The following is a 16,388-nucleotide window of genomic DNA, read 5'->3' on the forward strand; positions in this document are numbered from 1 at the left end:
GGGCAGTCCTTTTCCAGAATGAGTGACCAATGAGACAGGCTGCGTGAAGGTCGGCGCCTGACTGACACCAGGCGCCGACCTTCATTGCTTAAACCCTGGTTAACTGCCGCGCAATCGTAGGGTCGGTGATTTTGTCGTCATCGATCAGCAGCAATGCCTTGGACAGAATGATCGACAGCATGTTGTCACCTTCGAAGGGCAGGTACTGAGGTTCGGATTTGGACCGGGCCTTGGCGTCGGGGACGATGCACAGGTAACGGTCTTCAGGCAGCATGAGGATGTTGCCCGAGCCGAGGTGGATCTTGTAGGTCCGCAGCTTGCCGTTGATTTCCAGGAAACGCCCATGCAGTACCCACTTGTCCTTGAGACGGGTCATGCGCGGCAGCAGTTTCTCCAGCAGTTGCTTGCGGGTCTGGGCCGTGGCACCCAATTCGCCGAACGAGTGGTTGTGCCAGTAATCGCGGTAGCGGCCGTCCGGCCCGCCGTCAGCCCACAGCGGGTCGTTGGCCAGGGAGGCCACGCCGACGAAGAGGTCGACATCGCGCATCACTTCACTGAGGGCCAGTGCCGGCACCTGGTCCAGCGGCACGGGTGGAGCGTCGACCGCGTTGCGCCAGGTTTCCGGTGCATAACCGCCACCACCGGCATGGGCGCTGCGTTGCTCGGCCCCGGCGTGGTAGAAGCGCACCTGGTCGGTGCTCAGGCGCAGGAACGTCCCGGAATCGTTGGTGTCCTGGTCATAGTCATCACCCACGCCCTCAATCCAGAACTCGGCCCGCAGGCCGAACGTCGGCAGTTCCTTGGTGGCGGGCGGGTAGGTGTCGTCCACCATCATGCGCAGTTTGTTTTTCCAGCCACGGGCAGCGGCCAGCGCATGGAACTGGTGCTGACGCAGGATGTGCGCCGCGAACCGGTTGGAGTAGTTGGCGGTGTGGCGCTCGGCGTCGGTGAGCAGGTACACCTCGCGGTGCGCCTGCTTGAACGGCTGGGTGATCTGCAAGGTTTCGAGCCGGTCACGCCAGGCCAGAATCTCTTCGACAGAACGCCCGATCGGGTGCCAGAGCCGGACGTGCGCTTCAGGCGACGGCAACAACGGCGCGCCTTCGAGGGTCTGCAGTTGACCGTCCGAAAACACCACCGCGCTGCTGCGCTCGCCGTCCTGGATCGTCCAGATCAGCCGCCGTGCCAGCGTGCCGATCAGCGGGTGATCGAGGTAGCGTTCTTGCCACACGGCGAAGGGCCAATGTTTATCCAGCAGGAACATGGCATCCAGGCGCTCGGCCTGTGCGGGCAGGAAGGTGGCGATGTCCTTGGCCGCGCCTTGAAGTTCCTTGAGGGCTTCCTTGTCGTCGGTCTTGACCTTGGCCGGCACTGTTTTTTGGGGCGTGCCGTCGGCGCGAAACCAACACAGTTCGACGTTCTTGCCATCGACCCGCAACTCGGCCACGAACGCCCCTTCAGCGAACGTCTCCCGACGCAGGCCAACGCTTTCCATGCCGTACACGGGAATCCCCAGCTCTTCGATTTGATCGCGAGGCAGTTGCAAGGCTTCGGCGGCGGCATTGAAGGCTTTTTCGATTTCTTTTTGCGCCGTACCGAATTTGACCCGCACCTTGAGCAGGGCCAGTTGCCCTACGGCGTCGATGGTCGGGATCTGCGAAAGGGCGTAGATCGTGGCATTGCCCACTTTCGGCGCCCGCGGACCCACGCCGCGAATCTTGCGATAGGCACTCAACGACAGTTTGGCGATGGCCCGGGTGAGTTCGCCGTCGACGATGTTCGGGGTCAACCACAGTAAACCGCGCAGAACCGTGGCATTGAGGTCATGCATGCGTGCGCTGTCGTCGTTGTTTTCCCATGACAGGCTCAACAGCGGCGTGGTGCGCCCGGCATCGACTTTCGGGAACCAGCGCAGCAGGGCGGCGCGCAGGGCCTCGTCGCCGATCTTCGCCAGCAACGCTTGCGCCGTCTTCTGCCATTTGGGTGAAGGGCGTGACGATGTGGCGGTGCTCATGTGTTTGATCAGGGCGATCCAGTCGGCGCGGGCGTCAACCGGCAGTGCGTCAACGTCTTCCAGTGCTTGTTGCGTCCACCATTCGCAGGGGGCCAGCACCTGCCAGATGCCGGCGCCCAGCAGCAGGTCGACCTTGGCCAGTATCTGATCGCCCAGATTGATATCGTGGCCCAGTTCGGCGCATTGGCTGCGCAGCAGCATGAGCTGTTGGCGCAGGGAATCGGTCAGCGGCACCTGCGACGAGTGCTCGGCCAGCCAGTCCACCACGCACAGCACGGGCAAGGTGCCGTAGTAGGCGAAGCGATAACTGCTGAACCACTCCACCACGGGTTCGGCGAGCTGTGCCATGTCTGCGCCAGCCTGCATCAGCACGGTCATCGCGCCCGGCAGGGTGCCATAGTCGAACACGGAGCTGAATTGATGCTCGGTACTGCCGACACTGAGGTTGCCGTCATAGGCAAACGTGCGCTCGAGCATCGCCAGCACGAGGCGCGTGCGCTGGGCGTCATCGCATTGATCGGCGTGAGTCAGGGCGCGAATCGGTCCAAGCTTTCCCAGGGTGGCGAGCATGACGCCTGTCTGGCAATGCACGCCGTTCAATAGGGGCAGGAGTTCGCCAATCACCTGGTGTTCATGGCGCAAGTCCGAATCGACCAGCAGCGGGTAGCCGTCCGGGCCGACCCGTTCGATCGGGCCGAGCGTGTCCTGAGGAAGGTTGTGGCGAAAGGCGCGCAGTTGTTCAAGTGCCATGGTCGTTCAGCCCCCTACCAGCGGTGTCAGCTTGATGAAGTTGACCACGCTGTCGTGGCGGATGGTCAGCGGCTCATCCAGGCTTTGCGCCTGACGGTCGTCGAGCAGAATGAAGAAACCGTTGCGCTCGAATGCCTCGAACGCGATCTCCACCTGCTTGCGCCAGTCGATGGGGTGGGCCGCTTCCGGTGCCTTGCGTTCGCCGTTGAGCAAAACCTCTTGCGCCTCGGGAACCACCAGATAGTGTCGGCCGCTGGGGCTCGCCTGTTCTTGGCCTTGCACTTCCTGATAGACGCGCTCGCGGATCAACTGGCGAACCGTGATGGTCTCGGTGGGAAATTGCAGGGCAAACGAATCGAAAATCTCACCCGAAACCGATTCGTCGCGGACGGTAAGCGTTGCCATGGAACACTCCTTTTCTGGCAATGGGCACTGTACGAAGGGGCGCAGATTAACAGGCCAGGCCGGGGATTTCGATGCGCCGGTGGCTACGCCGGCAAGCGTTCGTGCGCAGGCCTGGCCTGAACCTGCTCGACCTCGCCGAGCGCGCGGCAAACGCCCCGCACGATCATGTCCACTTCGCGCTCATCGAGCATCAAGGGCGGCAACAGGCGAATGGTCTTGCCCCGGGTCACGTTGATCAGCAGGCCATGCTCGCGGGCGGCGATCAGCGTCAGGTCGCGCACGGGGCGGGTCAGTTCGATGCCGATCATCAAGCCTTGGCCACGGATTTCCAGCACCTGCGGATGGTCGCTCAGTTCGACGCGCAGCCGGGCAAGCAAGCGATCACCCTGACGTTGGGCGTTGGCCAGCAGGCCTTGTTCCTCGATGATGTCCAGCACCGTGCAGCCGACCCGGCACGCCAGTGGATTGCCGCCGAACGTGCTGCCATGGCTGCCGGGCGTGAACAACTGCGCAGCCTTGCCCCGGGCCAGGCAGGCGCCGATAGGGATGCCATTACCCAGACCTTTGGCGAGGGTCATCACATCGGGAACGATGCCTTCGTGCTGAAACGCAAACCACTGGCCGGTGCGGCCGATGCCGGTCTGAATCTCGTCGAGCATCAGCAGCCAGCCGCGTTGGTCACACAGCATTCGCAGCGCTTGCAAGTAACCCGGTGGCGGCAGTTGCACGCCGCTTTCGCCCTGGATCGGTTCCAGCAACATGGCCACGATACGCTGACCATAACGTTGATGCGCCCGGCGCACGGCATCCAGGTCGCCGAAGGGCACTTTGATAAAATCGCCGGGCAACGCCTGGTAGCTCAGCCGCACGGCCGGGCCATCGCTGGCGGACAGGGTGCCGAGGGTGCGTCCGTGAAAGGCGTTTGCCATGACCACCACCAGAGGCTGCTCGACGCCTTTTTGCCAGCCGTACAGGCGTGCCAGTTTCAGTGCGGTTTCGTTGGCCTCGGCGCCGGAGTTGTTGAAAAACGCCCGGTCCATGCCCGACAGCCGGGTCAGTTTCTGCGCCAACCGCTGCTGCCAGTCGATGCTGTACAGGTTGGAGGTGTGCAGCAGCAAACCGGCCTGTTCGCTGATCGCGGCGACCACCTTCGGGTGGGAATGACCGACATTGGTCACCGCGACGCCCGCCACCGCGTCCAGGTATTCGCGACCGGTGTGATCCCACAAGCGTGTGCCCAGGCCTTTGACAAAACTCAGCGGCAAGGGTTGGTACGTGTTCATCAGGCAGGTGGCGGTCATGACATCAGGCTCCATCATCGGTCGGTGTTTATGCAGTATCGTTAGCCACCTGAACTGGATAAACGTGCTGGATCTTCAATCATTTTAAAGTTGAGCTTGATAATGGACTTATTCCAGGCGATGTCGGTGTACGTAAAAGTGGTGGAAACGGGCAGCATGACGGCCGCGGCGCTGGAGTGCGGGGTGTCCACCACCATGGTCGGCAACCACCTGCGCGCACTGGAACAGCGCCTGGGCGTGCGATTGTTGAACCGCACCACGCGGCGCCAACGCTTGACCGAGTTTGGCGCCGAGTACTATCAGCGCTGCCTCTCGGTACTGGGGCTGGTGGCCGACTCGGAACGTTTGGCCGAGCAGGCACAGGGCGAGCCGGCCGGGACTTTGCGCATCACTGCGCCGCTGACCTTTGGCACAGAACGCCTGGCGCCGGCGTTGAGCGAATTCTCGCGGCGATGCCCGCAGGTCAAAGTCGATGTGGTGCTGACTAACCGTCGTCATGATCTGATCGATGCCGGCTTCGACGTCGCCATTCGCTTGGGCAATCTGGTGCCGCCCGGTCTGGTCGCCCGACCGCTGGAGGACTACACCCTGACCCTCTGCGCATCGAAAGCGTACCTGGAACGTCGCGGCACGCCGCAACATCCCGAAGACCTGCAACACCACGATTGCCTGGTGTTCGCGTATCCCGCCGGGGATGAGTGGAGTTCAGCCGAGAAACAATGGCGCCTGAGCGGTGCCGACGGCGAGCGGCTGGTGCCGGTGTCCGGCCCGTTGATGATCAACAGTTCCGCCGGCCTGCATCAGGCGGCGCGGGCAGGAATGGGCGTGGTGATGTTGCACGATGCGCTGGTCAATGAGGACTTGCAGCAGGGACGGTTGGTGGCGCTGTTGCAGGACTATCAACTGCCGCGCCGCCCCATGAACCTGATCTACGCCCAGGATCGCTACCGCTTGCCGAAACTGCGGCGCTTTGTCGATTTCGCGCTGGAGCAATGGGGGCGGCCGGAGTAGGTGCATGCGTCACCTCACCGGGTGTCTGCCGGGGCGTTCAAACCATCGCCAATGGGTGCTTGCGTTTGGGCGCGCCGAATACGCGGTCGATGGCGATGACCGAGTCCTGACGCCGTATCCACGCCAGTGCAAGGGCTTGAGCCGGGTCGACCGATAGAAATAGCATAAGCCGTCATGTGTTGAGCGCAAACCGGTTGCGTATTGGGCGTGCTCGCCTAAGCTTTCGAGCAGCGTGGCACACAATTCAGGGCTCGGTGCCTGGACCTTTTGCCGCGATGCGCAATCATAAAGCGTGGATATCTACAGGAGATGCGCATGTTCATTCGGTCACTGACCCTCGCTACTCTGCTCGCTGTCGCCGGCCCCTTGTTCGCCGCCGACAACGACACGCCCCTGGCCCAGGAACGCGGCAAGTCCCGCCCCCTGATCGTCATTGCCCCCAGTAGCATCGACCCGACCCTGGTCGCCCTGAAAAAAGCGCTGGACGAACCGGCCAACCGCCAGGCGTTCACCGAACGCAATATGGTTTTGTACACGGTGGTCAACCTCATGGGCCAGCGTGACGGCAAGGACCTCGACGCTCAGACCACCATGGCGCTGATCCGCGAACTCAAATTGGGGGTCAGCGGTGCGACCAAAGTGATTCTGGTGGGCAAGGACGGCGAGAAAAAAATCGACCACACCGGCCCCATCGAGCCGAAGGAAATCTTCAGCACCATCGACCAGTTGCCCGCCGCCGAAAAAGAAACCGCACCACCGGTAGTCGCCATGCCTGAAGCCGTACCGGCCAAGGGTGGCAAGGCAGCCAAACCCGGCAAGGCCGCAAAACCTGCGGCACCGGCGCAACCGCTGGATGACTGATGGCGTTTGCCGCACACCACAAAGAAAAGGCCTCGCTGTGATTGTGCAGCGGGGCCTTTGTTTGTGTGGGTATAGGGAATGTGAGGCGCTAAGCCTCACCACGCTCAAGCCGCCGTCACCGAAAACCTGTAAATCAAATCGTCTACCGGCTCATTAGCCAGTGAGTACGCCAAGGGTTTGCGCTCGCTGAATACGAAGCCACATTTCTCCAGCACTTTGCAGGACGCTGCGTTGCCGTCGGTGACGGTGGCCTGCAGGGTGTCGATTCCGAGGGTTTGGGTGGCGTAAGTGGTGAGGGCGCTCAGCGATTCCGAGCCGTAGCCTTTGCCATGATGTTGATGCAGCAACAGATAGCCGACTTCGGCTTCTGTGCCGGTGTGATCGCTGAGCCTCAGGCCTGTTACACCGAGGGACTCGCTGGTTTGCCGGTCGCGCAGGGTCAGGCACAGCCAGTGGCTGGACGCCAGGCTCCAGTGCGGGAGCCGCGAGTCGAAGCGTTCGCGAATGTGTTCCGGGGAGAGTTCGTCGAGGACGTAGCGCATCACATCAGGCTGTTGATGCAGTCTGAGAAATATCGGCCAGTCGGTTTCGGCGAGAGGGTTCAGGAGCAATCTTGGGGTGTGAAGTGCGTGCATGAGTTCATCCCTGACGTTCTTGTTGAACCGCACAGACTAGAAGCGAATAGGGGCGCCGACAATCCCGCTCACGGGAGCCAGGGCTTTGTCTGAGGCAAAAAAAGACCCGGCGTCACCGAAGTCATGCCGGGGGTGTTGCCAGGCAACGCACGGATATCGTGGGTCCGGACGTTGCCTGTTGAACCTGCGTCGGTTTACGCCCGCTCAATCGCCAGCGCCACACCTTGGCCGCCACCGATGCAGAGGGTCGCGAGACCTTTTTTGGCGTCACGCTTGATCATTTCGTGAAGCAGCGACACCAGCACCCGGCAGCCCGAGGCGCCAATCGGGTGGCCCAAGGCAATGGCGCCACCGTTGACGTTGACCTTGCTCGCATCCCACTCCAACTCTTTGCCGACGGCCAGTGACTGGGCGGCGAACGCTTCGTTGGCTTCGATCAAGTCCAGTTGGTCCAGCTTCCAGCCGGCCTTGTCCAGGCAACGGCGAGTGGCCGAAACCGGGGCAATGCCCATGATCGCCGGGTCGACGCCGGCATTGGCGTAGGCGGCAATTTTGGCCAGCACTGGCAAGCCCAGCGCTTTTGCCTTGTCGGCGCTCATCAACAACACCGCAGCGGCGCCATCGTTGAGTGAAGAGGCGTTGCCAGCGGTGACGCTGCCGTCCTTCTTGAACGCCGGTTTGAGTTTGGCCAGCGACGCCGCGGTCGTCTCGGCGCGGGGTTGTTCGTCGACCGCGAAGGACAGCGGGTCACCCTTGCGCTGGGGAATCAGGATTGGCGTGATCTCGTCGGCAAAACGCCCGGCCTCGATGGCGGCCGTGGCTTTTTGCTGCGAGGCGGCGGCGAAGGCGTCCTGTTCCTCGCGGGTCAGGTTGTATTTGTCCACCAGGTTCTCGGCGGTGATGCCCATGTGGTAGTCGTTGAACGCGTCCCACAGGCCATCGCTGATCATGCTGTCGACCATTTTTGCGTGGCCCATGCGCAGACCGGTGCGAGCGGCCGGCAACACGTACGGCGCCAGGCTCATGTTTTCCATGCCGCCGGCGATGATCACTTCGGCGTCACCGCAACGGATCGCCTGCGCGCCCAGATGCAAGGCCTTGAGGCCCGAGCCGCAGACTTTGTTGAGGGTCAGCGCCGGCACGGCATGAGGCAGGGCCGGCGAGGATCGACGCCTGGCGCGCCGGGTTCTGGCCCGAGCCTGCGGTCAGTACCTGACCGAGGATCACTTCATCAACCTGATCACCGGCCAGGCCGGTTTGCGCCAGCAACTGGCGAATCACCGCTGCACCGAGTTCCGGTGCCGGAATGCTGGCCAGCGCACCCTGAAAACTGCCGATGGCGGTACGGGTGGCGGCAACAATCACAACTTCTTGCATCGAATTTCTCCTAAGGCTGCGGTTCAGGCGAATTGCATTTCTGGAACGTGGTCGGGAACGATCAGCTTGCCAGCGGTTTTGCTGACGATTTCCTCGACGCTCACACCTGGTGCACGTTCCTTGAGGATGAAGGCGCCGTTTTCGATTTCCAGATAGGCAAGGTCGGTCAGCACGCGTTTGATGCAGTTGGCACCGGTCAGCGGCAGGCTGCAACGCGGCAGCAGTTTGGACTCACCGTCCTTGGAGGCGTGGGTCATGGTGACGATGATGTTGTCAGCGCCGGCCACCAGGTCCATTGCGCCGCCCATGCCCTTGACCAGTTTGCCGGGGATCATCCAGGAGGCGATGTTGCCTTGTACGTCGACTTCAAAGGCACCGAGCACGGTGAGGTCGATGTGGCCGCCGCGAATCATCGCGAAGGATTCGGCGGAGGAGAAAATCGAGGCGCCGATGCGGGCGGTAACGGTTTGCTTGCCGGCGTTGATCATGTCGGCGTCGACTTCATCGTCGGTCGGAAAGGCGCCCATGCCGAGCAGGCCGTTTTCCGATTGCAGCATCACTTCCATGCCGTCGGGGATGTAGTTGGCGACCAGGGTCGGAATGCCGATGCCGAGGTTCACGTAGTAGCCGTCTTGCATTTCGCGGGCGACGCGCTGAGCCATTTGTTCGCGGGTAAGAGCCATTGTTATTCTCCGTTGTTCGTCGGGCTGGGGGCGAGGGTCACTTGCGCACGGTGCGTTGTTCGATGCGTTTTTCGAACGTGCCGCAGATGATCCGGTCGACGTAGATGCCAGGGGTGTGGATCTGCGAGGGGTCCAGCTCGCCGGGTTCGACGATCTCTTCGACTTCAACCACGGTGATCTTGCCGGCGGTGGCGGCCAGCGGGTTGAAGTTCTGCGCGGTGTGGCGGTAGATCACGTTGCCGAAGTGGTCGGCTTTCCAGCCTTTGACGATGGCGAAGTCGCCGGTGATGGACTCTTCCATCAGGTACGGACGGCCCTTGAACTCACGGATTTCCTTGCCTTCAGCCACCGGAGTACCAACGCCCGTCGCGGTGAAGAACGCCGGGATGCCCGCGCCGCCCGCGCGCATTTTTTCCGCGAGGGTGCCTTGGGGGGTCAGGACGACTTCAATTTCGCCGCTCAGCAGTTGTTTCTCGAACAGGGCGTTTTCACCCACATAAGAAGCGACCACTTTGCGGATCTGCCGGTCTTCCAGCAGCACGCCCAGGCCAAAGCCGTCGACGCCGCAGTTGTTGGACACCACGGTCAGGTCGCGGGTGCCTTTGCGCTTGATCTCGGCGATCAGGTTTTCCGGGATACCGCACAGGCCGAAGCCCCCGGAAATCACGGTCATGCCGTCTTCAAGACCGGCCAACGCTTCCTCATAGGAAGCCACGCGTTTGTCGAAACCTGCCATAGGCACCTCTTTTATTCTTGGTGGACGGCTGGCTAGCCGTATGGGGTGGAGTGTCTCGCCGTCGTATTAATTTGTTAAGTTGTTTTTTTGCTTGAATTGATTAATAAAGCTCATTAAAGCGCTGCGTATTTCTTGCAGCTTATCGCTTACCACCGGAGCAACGCGACCATGACCGTCAAGCAGATACGAGCATTCCTGGCCGTGGCGCAGAGTTTGAGCTTTGCCGTGGCGTGCGAGCGGCTGCATCTGTCGCAGTCGGCGTTGAGCCTGACCATCAAGGCGCTGGAGGAGGGCCTGGGAGGGCGTTTGTTCAGCCGTACCACGCGCAACGTCACGCTGACCCCGGAAGGTGAATCCCTGTTGCCGCTGGCTCGACGGCTGATTGCCGATTGGGACAATACCGAGGACGAAATGCGTCAGCGTTTCACCCTCCAGCGCGGACGAGTGACGTTGGCGGCCATGCCATCGTTTGCCGGCAATCTGCTGCCGCCGATCCTCAAGACGTTTCGGGCGCGCTATCCCAAGGTCAACGTGACCGTGAACGATGTGATCAACGAGCATGTGCTGGAAATGGTCCGCGATCGTCAGGTGGAACTGGGTGTGGCGTTCGAACCGATGCAAAGTTCCTCGCTGGCATTCACGCCGCTGTACATCGACCGTTTTGTCGCGGTGGTGCCCAGTGACTCGCCATTGGCCGAGCGCGCTGAAATCGATTGGGCAACCTTGCTGGAGCAGCCGTTTATTACGTTGCAGCGCCCCTCCACGGTGCGGGTCATGCTGGAAGAGCACTTGCAGGCGCGGCAGATGAAGTTGCCGGTGGAGTTTGAAAGCCATCAGTTGGCGACAGTCGGGCGCATGGTCGCCAGCGGACTGGGCGTAAGCGCCATGCCGGCGTTGTGTGCCGGGCAAATGCGTGAACTCGGCGCCCATTGCATCACCCTGCGTGACCCGGTGATCGAGCGGGCCATCGGTGTGCTGACCAAGCCCGGGCATGAATTGTCGGCAGCGGCGCAGGCGTTGTTCGATATTCTCAAGAGCCAGAGCCATCCATAGACACGCTTGCTCCTGCGAGTGTGTTCGGTTTTGTCCCGTGGGCAAGGCGTCCGTCAACAGCGGTAGCCACTGTTCACAGGCGCGGGCTTGAAAGCAAAACTGTGATCTGCGCACGGCGTGCAACGTCTAGCGAGAGTGTCCCCGCAGTGGTACGGGGCGTGAATTCGGAACCCGGCATGCAAGCGTTGTTGAACGAGATCCTTGAGACGGTTCGCCCCCTGATCGGACAGGGCAAAGTGGCTGATTACATTCCTGCGCTGGGCAGCGTGCCGGCCAATCAATTGGGCATTGCGGTGTACGGCAATGACGGCGAACTGTATTGCGCGGGCGATGCGCACACGCCGTTCTCGGTACAGAGTATTTCCAAGGTGTTCAGCCTGGTGCAGGCAATCGATCATTCCGGCGAAGCCATCTGGGAGCGTCTGGGGCATGAGCCGTCCGGTCAGCCGTTCAACTCGCTGGTGCAACTGGAGTTCGAACGCGGGCGGCCGCGCAATCCGTTCATCAATGCCGGGGCGCTGGTGATCTGCGATATCAACCAGTCACGTTTTGCGGCACCGACACTGTCGATGCGTGACTTTGTACGGCGCCTGTCCGGCAATCCGCAGGTGATGGTCGACGGGAAAGTCGCCGAGTCGGAATACCAGCACCGTGCGCGCAACGCGGCCATGGCGTACCTGATGCAGTCGTTTGGTAACTTCCACAACGATGTGGAAGCGGTGCTGCGCAGCTACTTCAGCCATTGCGCCTTGCGCATGAGTTGCGTCGACCTGGCCCGGGCTTTCTGTTTCCTGGCCAATGACGGGTTCTGCAAGCACAGCGGTGAGCAGATTCTCACGGCCCGTCAGACCCAGCAGGTCAATTCGATCATGGCCACCAGCGGCCTGTATGACGAGGCCGGTAACTTTGCCTATCGCGTGGGGCTGCCGGGCAAGAGCGGCGTGGGTGGCGGCATCGTGGCCGTGGTGCCGGGGCGGTTTACCGTGTGCGTCTGGTCGCCGGAGCTGAACGCGGCGGGTAACTCGCTGGTGGGCATGGCGGCACTGGAGCTGCTGAGCCAGCGCATTGGCTGGTCGGTTTTCTAGACATCGCAAGGACCCGTCGTAGGAGCTGTTGCAGGCTGCGATCTTCTGGCGGTGTTACACCATGGCGAAGATCAAGATCAAAAGATCGCGGCCTGCGGCAGTTCCTTGTATCTCGACTATCGCTCTGTCAGGAGCGATAGCTCTCGACTGATTTCGCTCGCGCCCATCATTTTCGGAAGCGCCCTACAGCCAGCCACGAAGTAGCGTATTAACCTGTCTTTCATATTTCTCTTGGTTGAGAAAACTGTAAGCACTGTGTATTGCGTGTGCCAAGGAAGTTGTGCGCGGGTGGTTCGCATGTATTTATCGCCCTGTTGCGTGCTTGGCATTTTGAATGGACTCTTTTTGATACCGGATAACTCTCTTGAATCCTGTCATTTTATTTGCGCCTGCAAAAATTCTACTTCAACACTCCGAAGCAGAATGGCTAAGTGTATTGGGTAACAGCGGCCTGATTTATAGCGACTTGTCAGCCAAGGAATTGCTGACACAACAGTTTCCCGCGCTGACCTCAGCTTTGCGGCTCTATGCAAACTTCAATGACTCGGGCGTGGTTGAACTGGATGCGCTAGCCGCCGCAAAAGAACTAGGAACCAACACTCTGGTGGCACTGGCGGAAGTCGATTTGTTGCGCGTGGCGCGGATCAAAGACCGGCTCAGCGGCTCGACGACGCGCTACGAAGAGATGACCTTGCTGTATCGGGACAAATTCCTGATGAAGCAAAAACTGGCGGAATATGGCATCCGCATCAACCCCATGGCGGTCGTCCGCTCTGCATGCGAAATCAATGACTTCGCTGAGCAATGTGGTTTTCCGGTAGTGGTGAAGCCCCGCGACGGCCGCGGCTCCGGTGGGGTCCGTGTGCTGCACGATGACGCTGAACTTCGCAGTTACCTGCACGAGCAGGACAGTACAACGCTACACAACCTGATGGTCGAAAAGTACATCGATTCACCGCTGCTGAACGTCAACGGGCTCTACATTGACGGCCGACCGGTGATCATCTCTCCGGTGCGCTCAACGGTGACCTGCCTGGATTTCCTTGACGGTAAAAGTCTCGGTTTCCAGATGCTGGCCGAGCATAATCCGCTTCACCAACAATGCGTGAAACTTACCCGGCAGATCGTTGAGCAGGCACTGCCGCGACTCGGCACCATGCTGTTTCATCTCGAGGTTTTTCTCGACGGTGAAGATCTGGTCGTCTGCGAAATCGCCTGTCGCCTTGGCGGTTGCAGCGTTAACCAGGAGTTGACCGACGCTTACGGTTTGAACCCGCGCTTGACCCTGATTGACGCGGAGCGGGGCGGGAAATCGGCATCGCTCAAAGAATTGATCAAGCCGCGCCGCTTGCTGGGACAACTGAATATTCCTCCGCGCACCGGCAAATTGATCGAGTACCCGGCACACATCGACTTGCCCTTCATTCGTTATTGCTCAGTCACCGCAAAAAAGGGCACGGACTACGTCGGGATGAAGTTGACCAATGGCGAAATCGTCTCGGCGATTGTCGAGGGCGATAGCGAAGAAGCTGTCAGCGATCACCTCGCGCAACTCGATAGCTGGATCAGAGACACGTTTATCTGGGAATAACGGAATCTTCCCACCCGATGCATTAACGGAAGACGAAAGGTCTCGTCACCCCCGTCTGCCTTCCGCAAAAGGCCGGCTGACGGTCACCCTCGTCAGCCGGCGTAATGTTGCATGCCATGATCTGGCATTACGACGCACACCAACAGGCGTTATCGCGCTCGCTGGAAACCGATCTAAGGATAGATATGGGCAAGGTAGCAGTGGTCGGAATGGGCTATAGCGGCGCCATTCTTGTGGAGCGATTAAAACACCTGACACCCGCATTGAAAGTGGATGTCTACGATACAACTGGCAGCACTGGGTCTGGTCAGGCCTATCAACAGGACAGTTTGAGCAACCTGGTCAATCGCCCGGCCAGCCTGATGTACCTGCGCGAACTCGGCGATTTCAAACATTGGTTGCGCGAATGTCCCGTGACGCAGGCCAAATCTTATCAGCCGAGGCCGGTGTTCGGCAGGTTCATCGAAGAGACACTCAAGTCATCTCTGCGCGCCCACAGCGCTATCCAGTATCACCGCGAGCGGGTGATGGGGATGACTGCAGAACAGGGGCGCTACTCCCTGAAAACCGCCAGCGGCGAACGCGCGGGCTACAGTGCTGTGATTCTGGCGACCGGCAACTCCGAGCCGACCGATATCTATCGGCTCGAAGGCGTCGAGGGCTACATCAACAATCCCTATCCGACGACCAAGCTTGCCGACATCCGTTCAGAAAGTATCTGTGTGCTCGGCAATCAGTTATCGGCCATCGATGTGGCGCTAACCCTGCTCGACGCCCATCCTGACAACCACGTCACGATGCTTACCCGACGCAGCAAGATTCCCAACTACAGCGAGCACTACCATCCGCGCCCGCTCAAGGTGCTGAACGAGAGCAACCTCAAGCAACGACTGCGGGGCACCGGCTCGGTACTGAAAATCGTACAGGCAATGTTCGACGAGGAGCTGGGCGCACACGGCATTCACGTCAACCTCGAGGCCTTGATGCGCGATCACACCCAGGCCTCGGTTGCCCGAGAGGCGATCTACTCGGTGCTCTCATCGACCAATCTGATCGTGCCGATGATCTGGAACCTGTTATCCGAGCGCGACCGAAAAGTCTTCGTCGGACGATACCGAAGCGCCTGGCGCCAACTGCGTGTGCCGATTCCCAAGGAGAACTGGACCAGGATTCATCAACATATCCATTCCGGGCGGTTGGTTTGCAAAACCGGGTTGGCGGATGTCAGCGTCATCGAGGATCAATTCGTGGCACGCGGGCGGGATTTTCAGTGCTCGTTTTCCAACCTGGTTAATGCGACCGGCGCCGGCGATGCGATGGAGGGCGCGTTGTACCAAAACCTGACGGCCTCCGGTATGTGCATCCAGCATCAGTACGGCGGAATCGATGTGCGCTTTGACGACTGCCGGGTGATAAACGAACAGGGGCCGACCAATATCTTTGCAATCGGCGCCCCTACCGCGGGGGTGTTCTACGCGGTCAGCAATATTGATGTTCTGCAGATGCAGGCTGAAATCATCTACAAAAACCTTCGTGCATTAGGCGCTTGAGAAACTATGAAAACCTTACTGTGTTTGCTGACCGCCACTGCGGTGGGCACTGGTTTTCAGTATGCCGGCGTCCCGCATGGGCCTGTTGCTGGGCTCGATACTCGCGACCGCATTGATCGTCAGCAACCGCCAATTTTCGCCGAGGATGCCGCTCGGTCTTGGTTACGTACAAATCGTATTGGGGATCGCCACCGGCCTGATGTTCGAGGCCTGGGACAGCCAGACAGTCGCCGCGCTGTTGCCCAGTCTGGGCTTGTTGCTGCTGTGCCTGACAGCGCAGATTGTCGCGGCGGGTTTGTGGCTGCGCAAAGTGTCGGGATGGAACCTCAAGGACTCGCTGCTAGCCGTTTACCCGGGCGCGCTCGCGGCAGTGTTCGATTTGCTGGAGTCCGAGCGGGCGTCGAGCAAGGTGATCGTCGTGCACCTGGTCCGCCTGTTGTCGATCACCATGCTGGTCAGTTTTTGCATCCCCGGGCCCGTCGACGCGGTGCTGGTCGAGAGCAGCCCGCTGGGCATCAACACCGTGTTGACGTTGTTGTCGCTGGTCGCTCTGTGCCTGGTGCTCGGGCTCATCCTGTTGCGCATCGGCGTCCCGGCACCGTTCATGCTCACCGCGATTGTCGTCACCGGCGTCTACGTCAAACAGGGTTATCTGCAAGGCTTCCACATGCCGGCATGGAGCGTCGATGCCGCCGCCGTCATCCTTGGTGTGCTGATCGGCTCGAAGTTCAAGGACATTACCCCGGCGGAGTTCGTGCGCCACGGCCGTGCCGGGTTGATGTCTGTCGCGCTGATGTTGCTGGTCGCCGCGGCGTTTGCCTGGGTAGCGGGGCGGTTGCTGGGCAGCGATCCCTTGGCTTCATGGTTGGCGTACATGCCGGGGGCCATCGAAACCATCGCGATTGTCGCGTTCAGTGGTGGGCTGAACGTGGTGTTCATTCTGTCCCACCACTTGGTGCGGATGGTCGTGTTGCACTTCGCCCCCGCCTTGATTGTTCAGGCGCGTAGACGGCGGGAAAATGCCTGATCAGGCAAAGGAAACGTAGCCTGTTGATTAGTTACTGCGGCTCTGGCTGATCGAAACTATCCAGTGACGCTGTGCGCCGTGTGTCCGGCTACCAAACCCGATCGCTGATAATCAGCGACACGGAAACAATAGAGGCGAGGACCAAAGCGCACAAGCCGGCGGATTCTGGCGCAGGTGTAGGCCGTGGCGCAAGGCGTTGTAGCCTCTGGTGGGCACTGCGTAGGCAAGCTTAAACACCCGTAGCAGCTGCCGAGCCCGCGAGGCTGCGTTCGAGGACGAAGTCCTTGCAAATCCCGCTCACGCGGTTTA

13 protein-coding genes and 2 pseudogenes are annotated in these 16,388 nt (G+C 60.5%); 7 read left to right on the forward strand and 8 right to left on the reverse strand.

The window, feature by feature from the left end; translation table 11 throughout:
* Positions 1 to 88: 88 nt before the first annotated feature.
* From AABM54_RS11450 to AABM54_RS11460, 3 genes are all read right to left on the reverse strand, one after another.
* Positions 89 to 2,764, reverse strand: a complete 2,676-nt coding sequence (locus AABM54_RS11450; protein WP_347905639.1) for a DUF4132 domain-containing protein — start codon at positions 2,762 to 2,764, stop codon at positions 89 to 91.
* Between the two features lie 6 nt (positions 2,765 to 2,770).
* The gene (locus AABM54_RS11455) at positions 2,771 to 3,169 is read right to left on the reverse strand and encodes a hypothetical protein (protein ID WP_347905640.1); all 399 of its coding nucleotides are present in this window, start codon (positions 3,167 to 3,169) and stop codon (positions 2,771 to 2,773) included.
* A gap of 83 nt (positions 3,170 to 3,252) precedes the next feature.
* The gene (locus AABM54_RS11460) at positions 3,253 to 4,470 is read right to left on the reverse strand and encodes an acetylornithine transaminase (protein WP_347905642.1); all 1,218 of its coding nucleotides are present in this window, start codon (positions 4,468 to 4,470) and stop codon (positions 3,253 to 3,255) included.
* Between the two features lie 102 nt (positions 4,471 to 4,572).
* Between AABM54_RS11460 and AABM54_RS11465 the strand changes: the two genes are divergently transcribed.
* The gene (locus AABM54_RS11465; protein WP_347905644.1) at positions 4,573 to 5,481 is read left to right on the forward strand and encodes a LysR family transcriptional regulator; all 909 of its coding nucleotides are present in this window, start codon (positions 4,573 to 4,575) and stop codon (positions 5,479 to 5,481) included.
* Positions 5,482 to 5,518: 37 nt separating this feature from the next.
* Here the strand turns inward: AABM54_RS11465 and AABM54_RS11470 are convergent.
* Positions 5,519 to 5,632: pseudogene (locus AABM54_RS11470) on the reverse strand (aldo/keto reductase); the annotation flags it as partial.
* A gap of 164 nt (positions 5,633 to 5,796) precedes the next feature.
* On the opposite strand from AABM54_RS11470, the gene AABM54_RS11475 reads away from it, so the two are divergent.
* Positions 5,797 to 6,342 (forward strand): DUF4174 domain-containing protein, encoded by a 546-nt coding sequence (locus tag AABM54_RS11475; protein WP_347905646.1) that lies wholly within the window; start codon positions 5,797 to 5,799, stop codon positions 6,340 to 6,342.
* 104 nt (positions 6,343 to 6,446) lie between these two features.
* Here AABM54_RS11475 and AABM54_RS11480 read toward each other — a convergent pair whose 3' ends face one another.
* The 4 genes and pseudogenes from AABM54_RS11480 to AABM54_RS11495 form a co-directional block, all read right to left on the reverse strand.
* Positions 6,447 to 6,977 carry a GNAT family N-acetyltransferase gene (locus AABM54_RS11480; protein ID WP_347905648.1) on the reverse strand — a complete coding sequence of 177 codons (531 nt, stop codon included), beginning with the start codon at positions 6,975 to 6,977 and terminating at the stop codon, positions 6,447 to 6,449.
* A gap of 194 nt (positions 6,978 to 7,171) precedes the next feature.
* Positions 7,172 to 8,354 (reverse strand): annotated as a pseudogene (locus AABM54_RS11485) (acetyl-CoA C-acetyltransferase).
* Between the two features lie 23 nt (positions 8,355 to 8,377).
* Positions 8,378 to 9,037: a CoA transferase subunit B gene (locus AABM54_RS11490; RefSeq protein ID WP_347905649.1), complete on the reverse strand. Its 660-nt coding sequence runs from the start codon at positions 9,035 to 9,037 to the stop codon at positions 8,378 to 8,380.
* A gap of 37 nt (positions 9,038 to 9,074) precedes the next feature.
* Positions 9,075 to 9,773, reverse strand: coding sequence for a CoA transferase subunit A (locus AABM54_RS11495; RefSeq protein WP_347905651.1), 699 nt, complete (start codon positions 9,771 to 9,773; stop codon positions 9,075 to 9,077).
* A gap of 168 nt (positions 9,774 to 9,941) precedes the next feature.
* Between AABM54_RS11495 and AABM54_RS11500 the strand changes: the two genes are divergently transcribed.
* The 5 genes from AABM54_RS11500 (at position 9,942) to AABM54_RS11520 (ending at position 16,079) form a co-directional block, all read left to right on the forward strand.
* The gene (locus AABM54_RS11500; protein ID WP_347905653.1) at positions 9,942 to 10,826 is read left to right on the forward strand and encodes a LysR substrate-binding domain-containing protein; all 885 of its coding nucleotides are present in this window, start codon (positions 9,942 to 9,944) and stop codon (positions 10,824 to 10,826) included.
* Positions 10,827 to 11,002: 176 nt separating this feature from the next.
* Positions 11,003 to 11,911: a glutaminase B gene (gene glsB / locus AABM54_RS11505; RefSeq protein ID WP_347905655.1), complete on the forward strand. Its 909-nt coding sequence runs from the start codon at positions 11,003 to 11,005 to the stop codon at positions 11,909 to 11,911.
* 364 nt (positions 11,912 to 12,275) lie between these two features.
* Positions 12,276 to 13,502 (forward strand): biotin carboxylase, encoded by a 1,227-nt coding sequence (locus AABM54_RS11510; RefSeq protein WP_347905657.1) that lies wholly within the window; start codon positions 12,276 to 12,278, stop codon positions 13,500 to 13,502.
* A gap of 116 nt (positions 13,503 to 13,618) precedes the next feature.
* Complete coding sequence (locus AABM54_RS11515; protein WP_347905659.1) at positions 13,619 to 15,052, forward strand: FAD/NAD(P)-binding protein; 1,434 nt, start codon at positions 13,619 to 13,621, stop codon at positions 15,050 to 15,052.
* A 61-nt stretch (positions 15,053 to 15,113) separates the two neighbouring features.
* Positions 15,114 to 16,079: an AbrB family transcriptional regulator gene (locus tag AABM54_RS11520; RefSeq protein ID WP_347905661.1), complete on the forward strand. Its 966-nt coding sequence runs from the start codon at positions 15,114 to 15,116 to the stop codon at positions 16,077 to 16,079.
* The last annotated feature ends 309 nt before the right edge of the window (positions 16,080 to 16,388 follow it).

It is taken from the genome of Pseudomonas purpurea (assembly GCF_039908635.1).
GTDB lineage: Bacteria > Pseudomonadota > Gammaproteobacteria > Pseudomonadales > Pseudomonadaceae > Aquipseudomonas > Aquipseudomonas purpurea.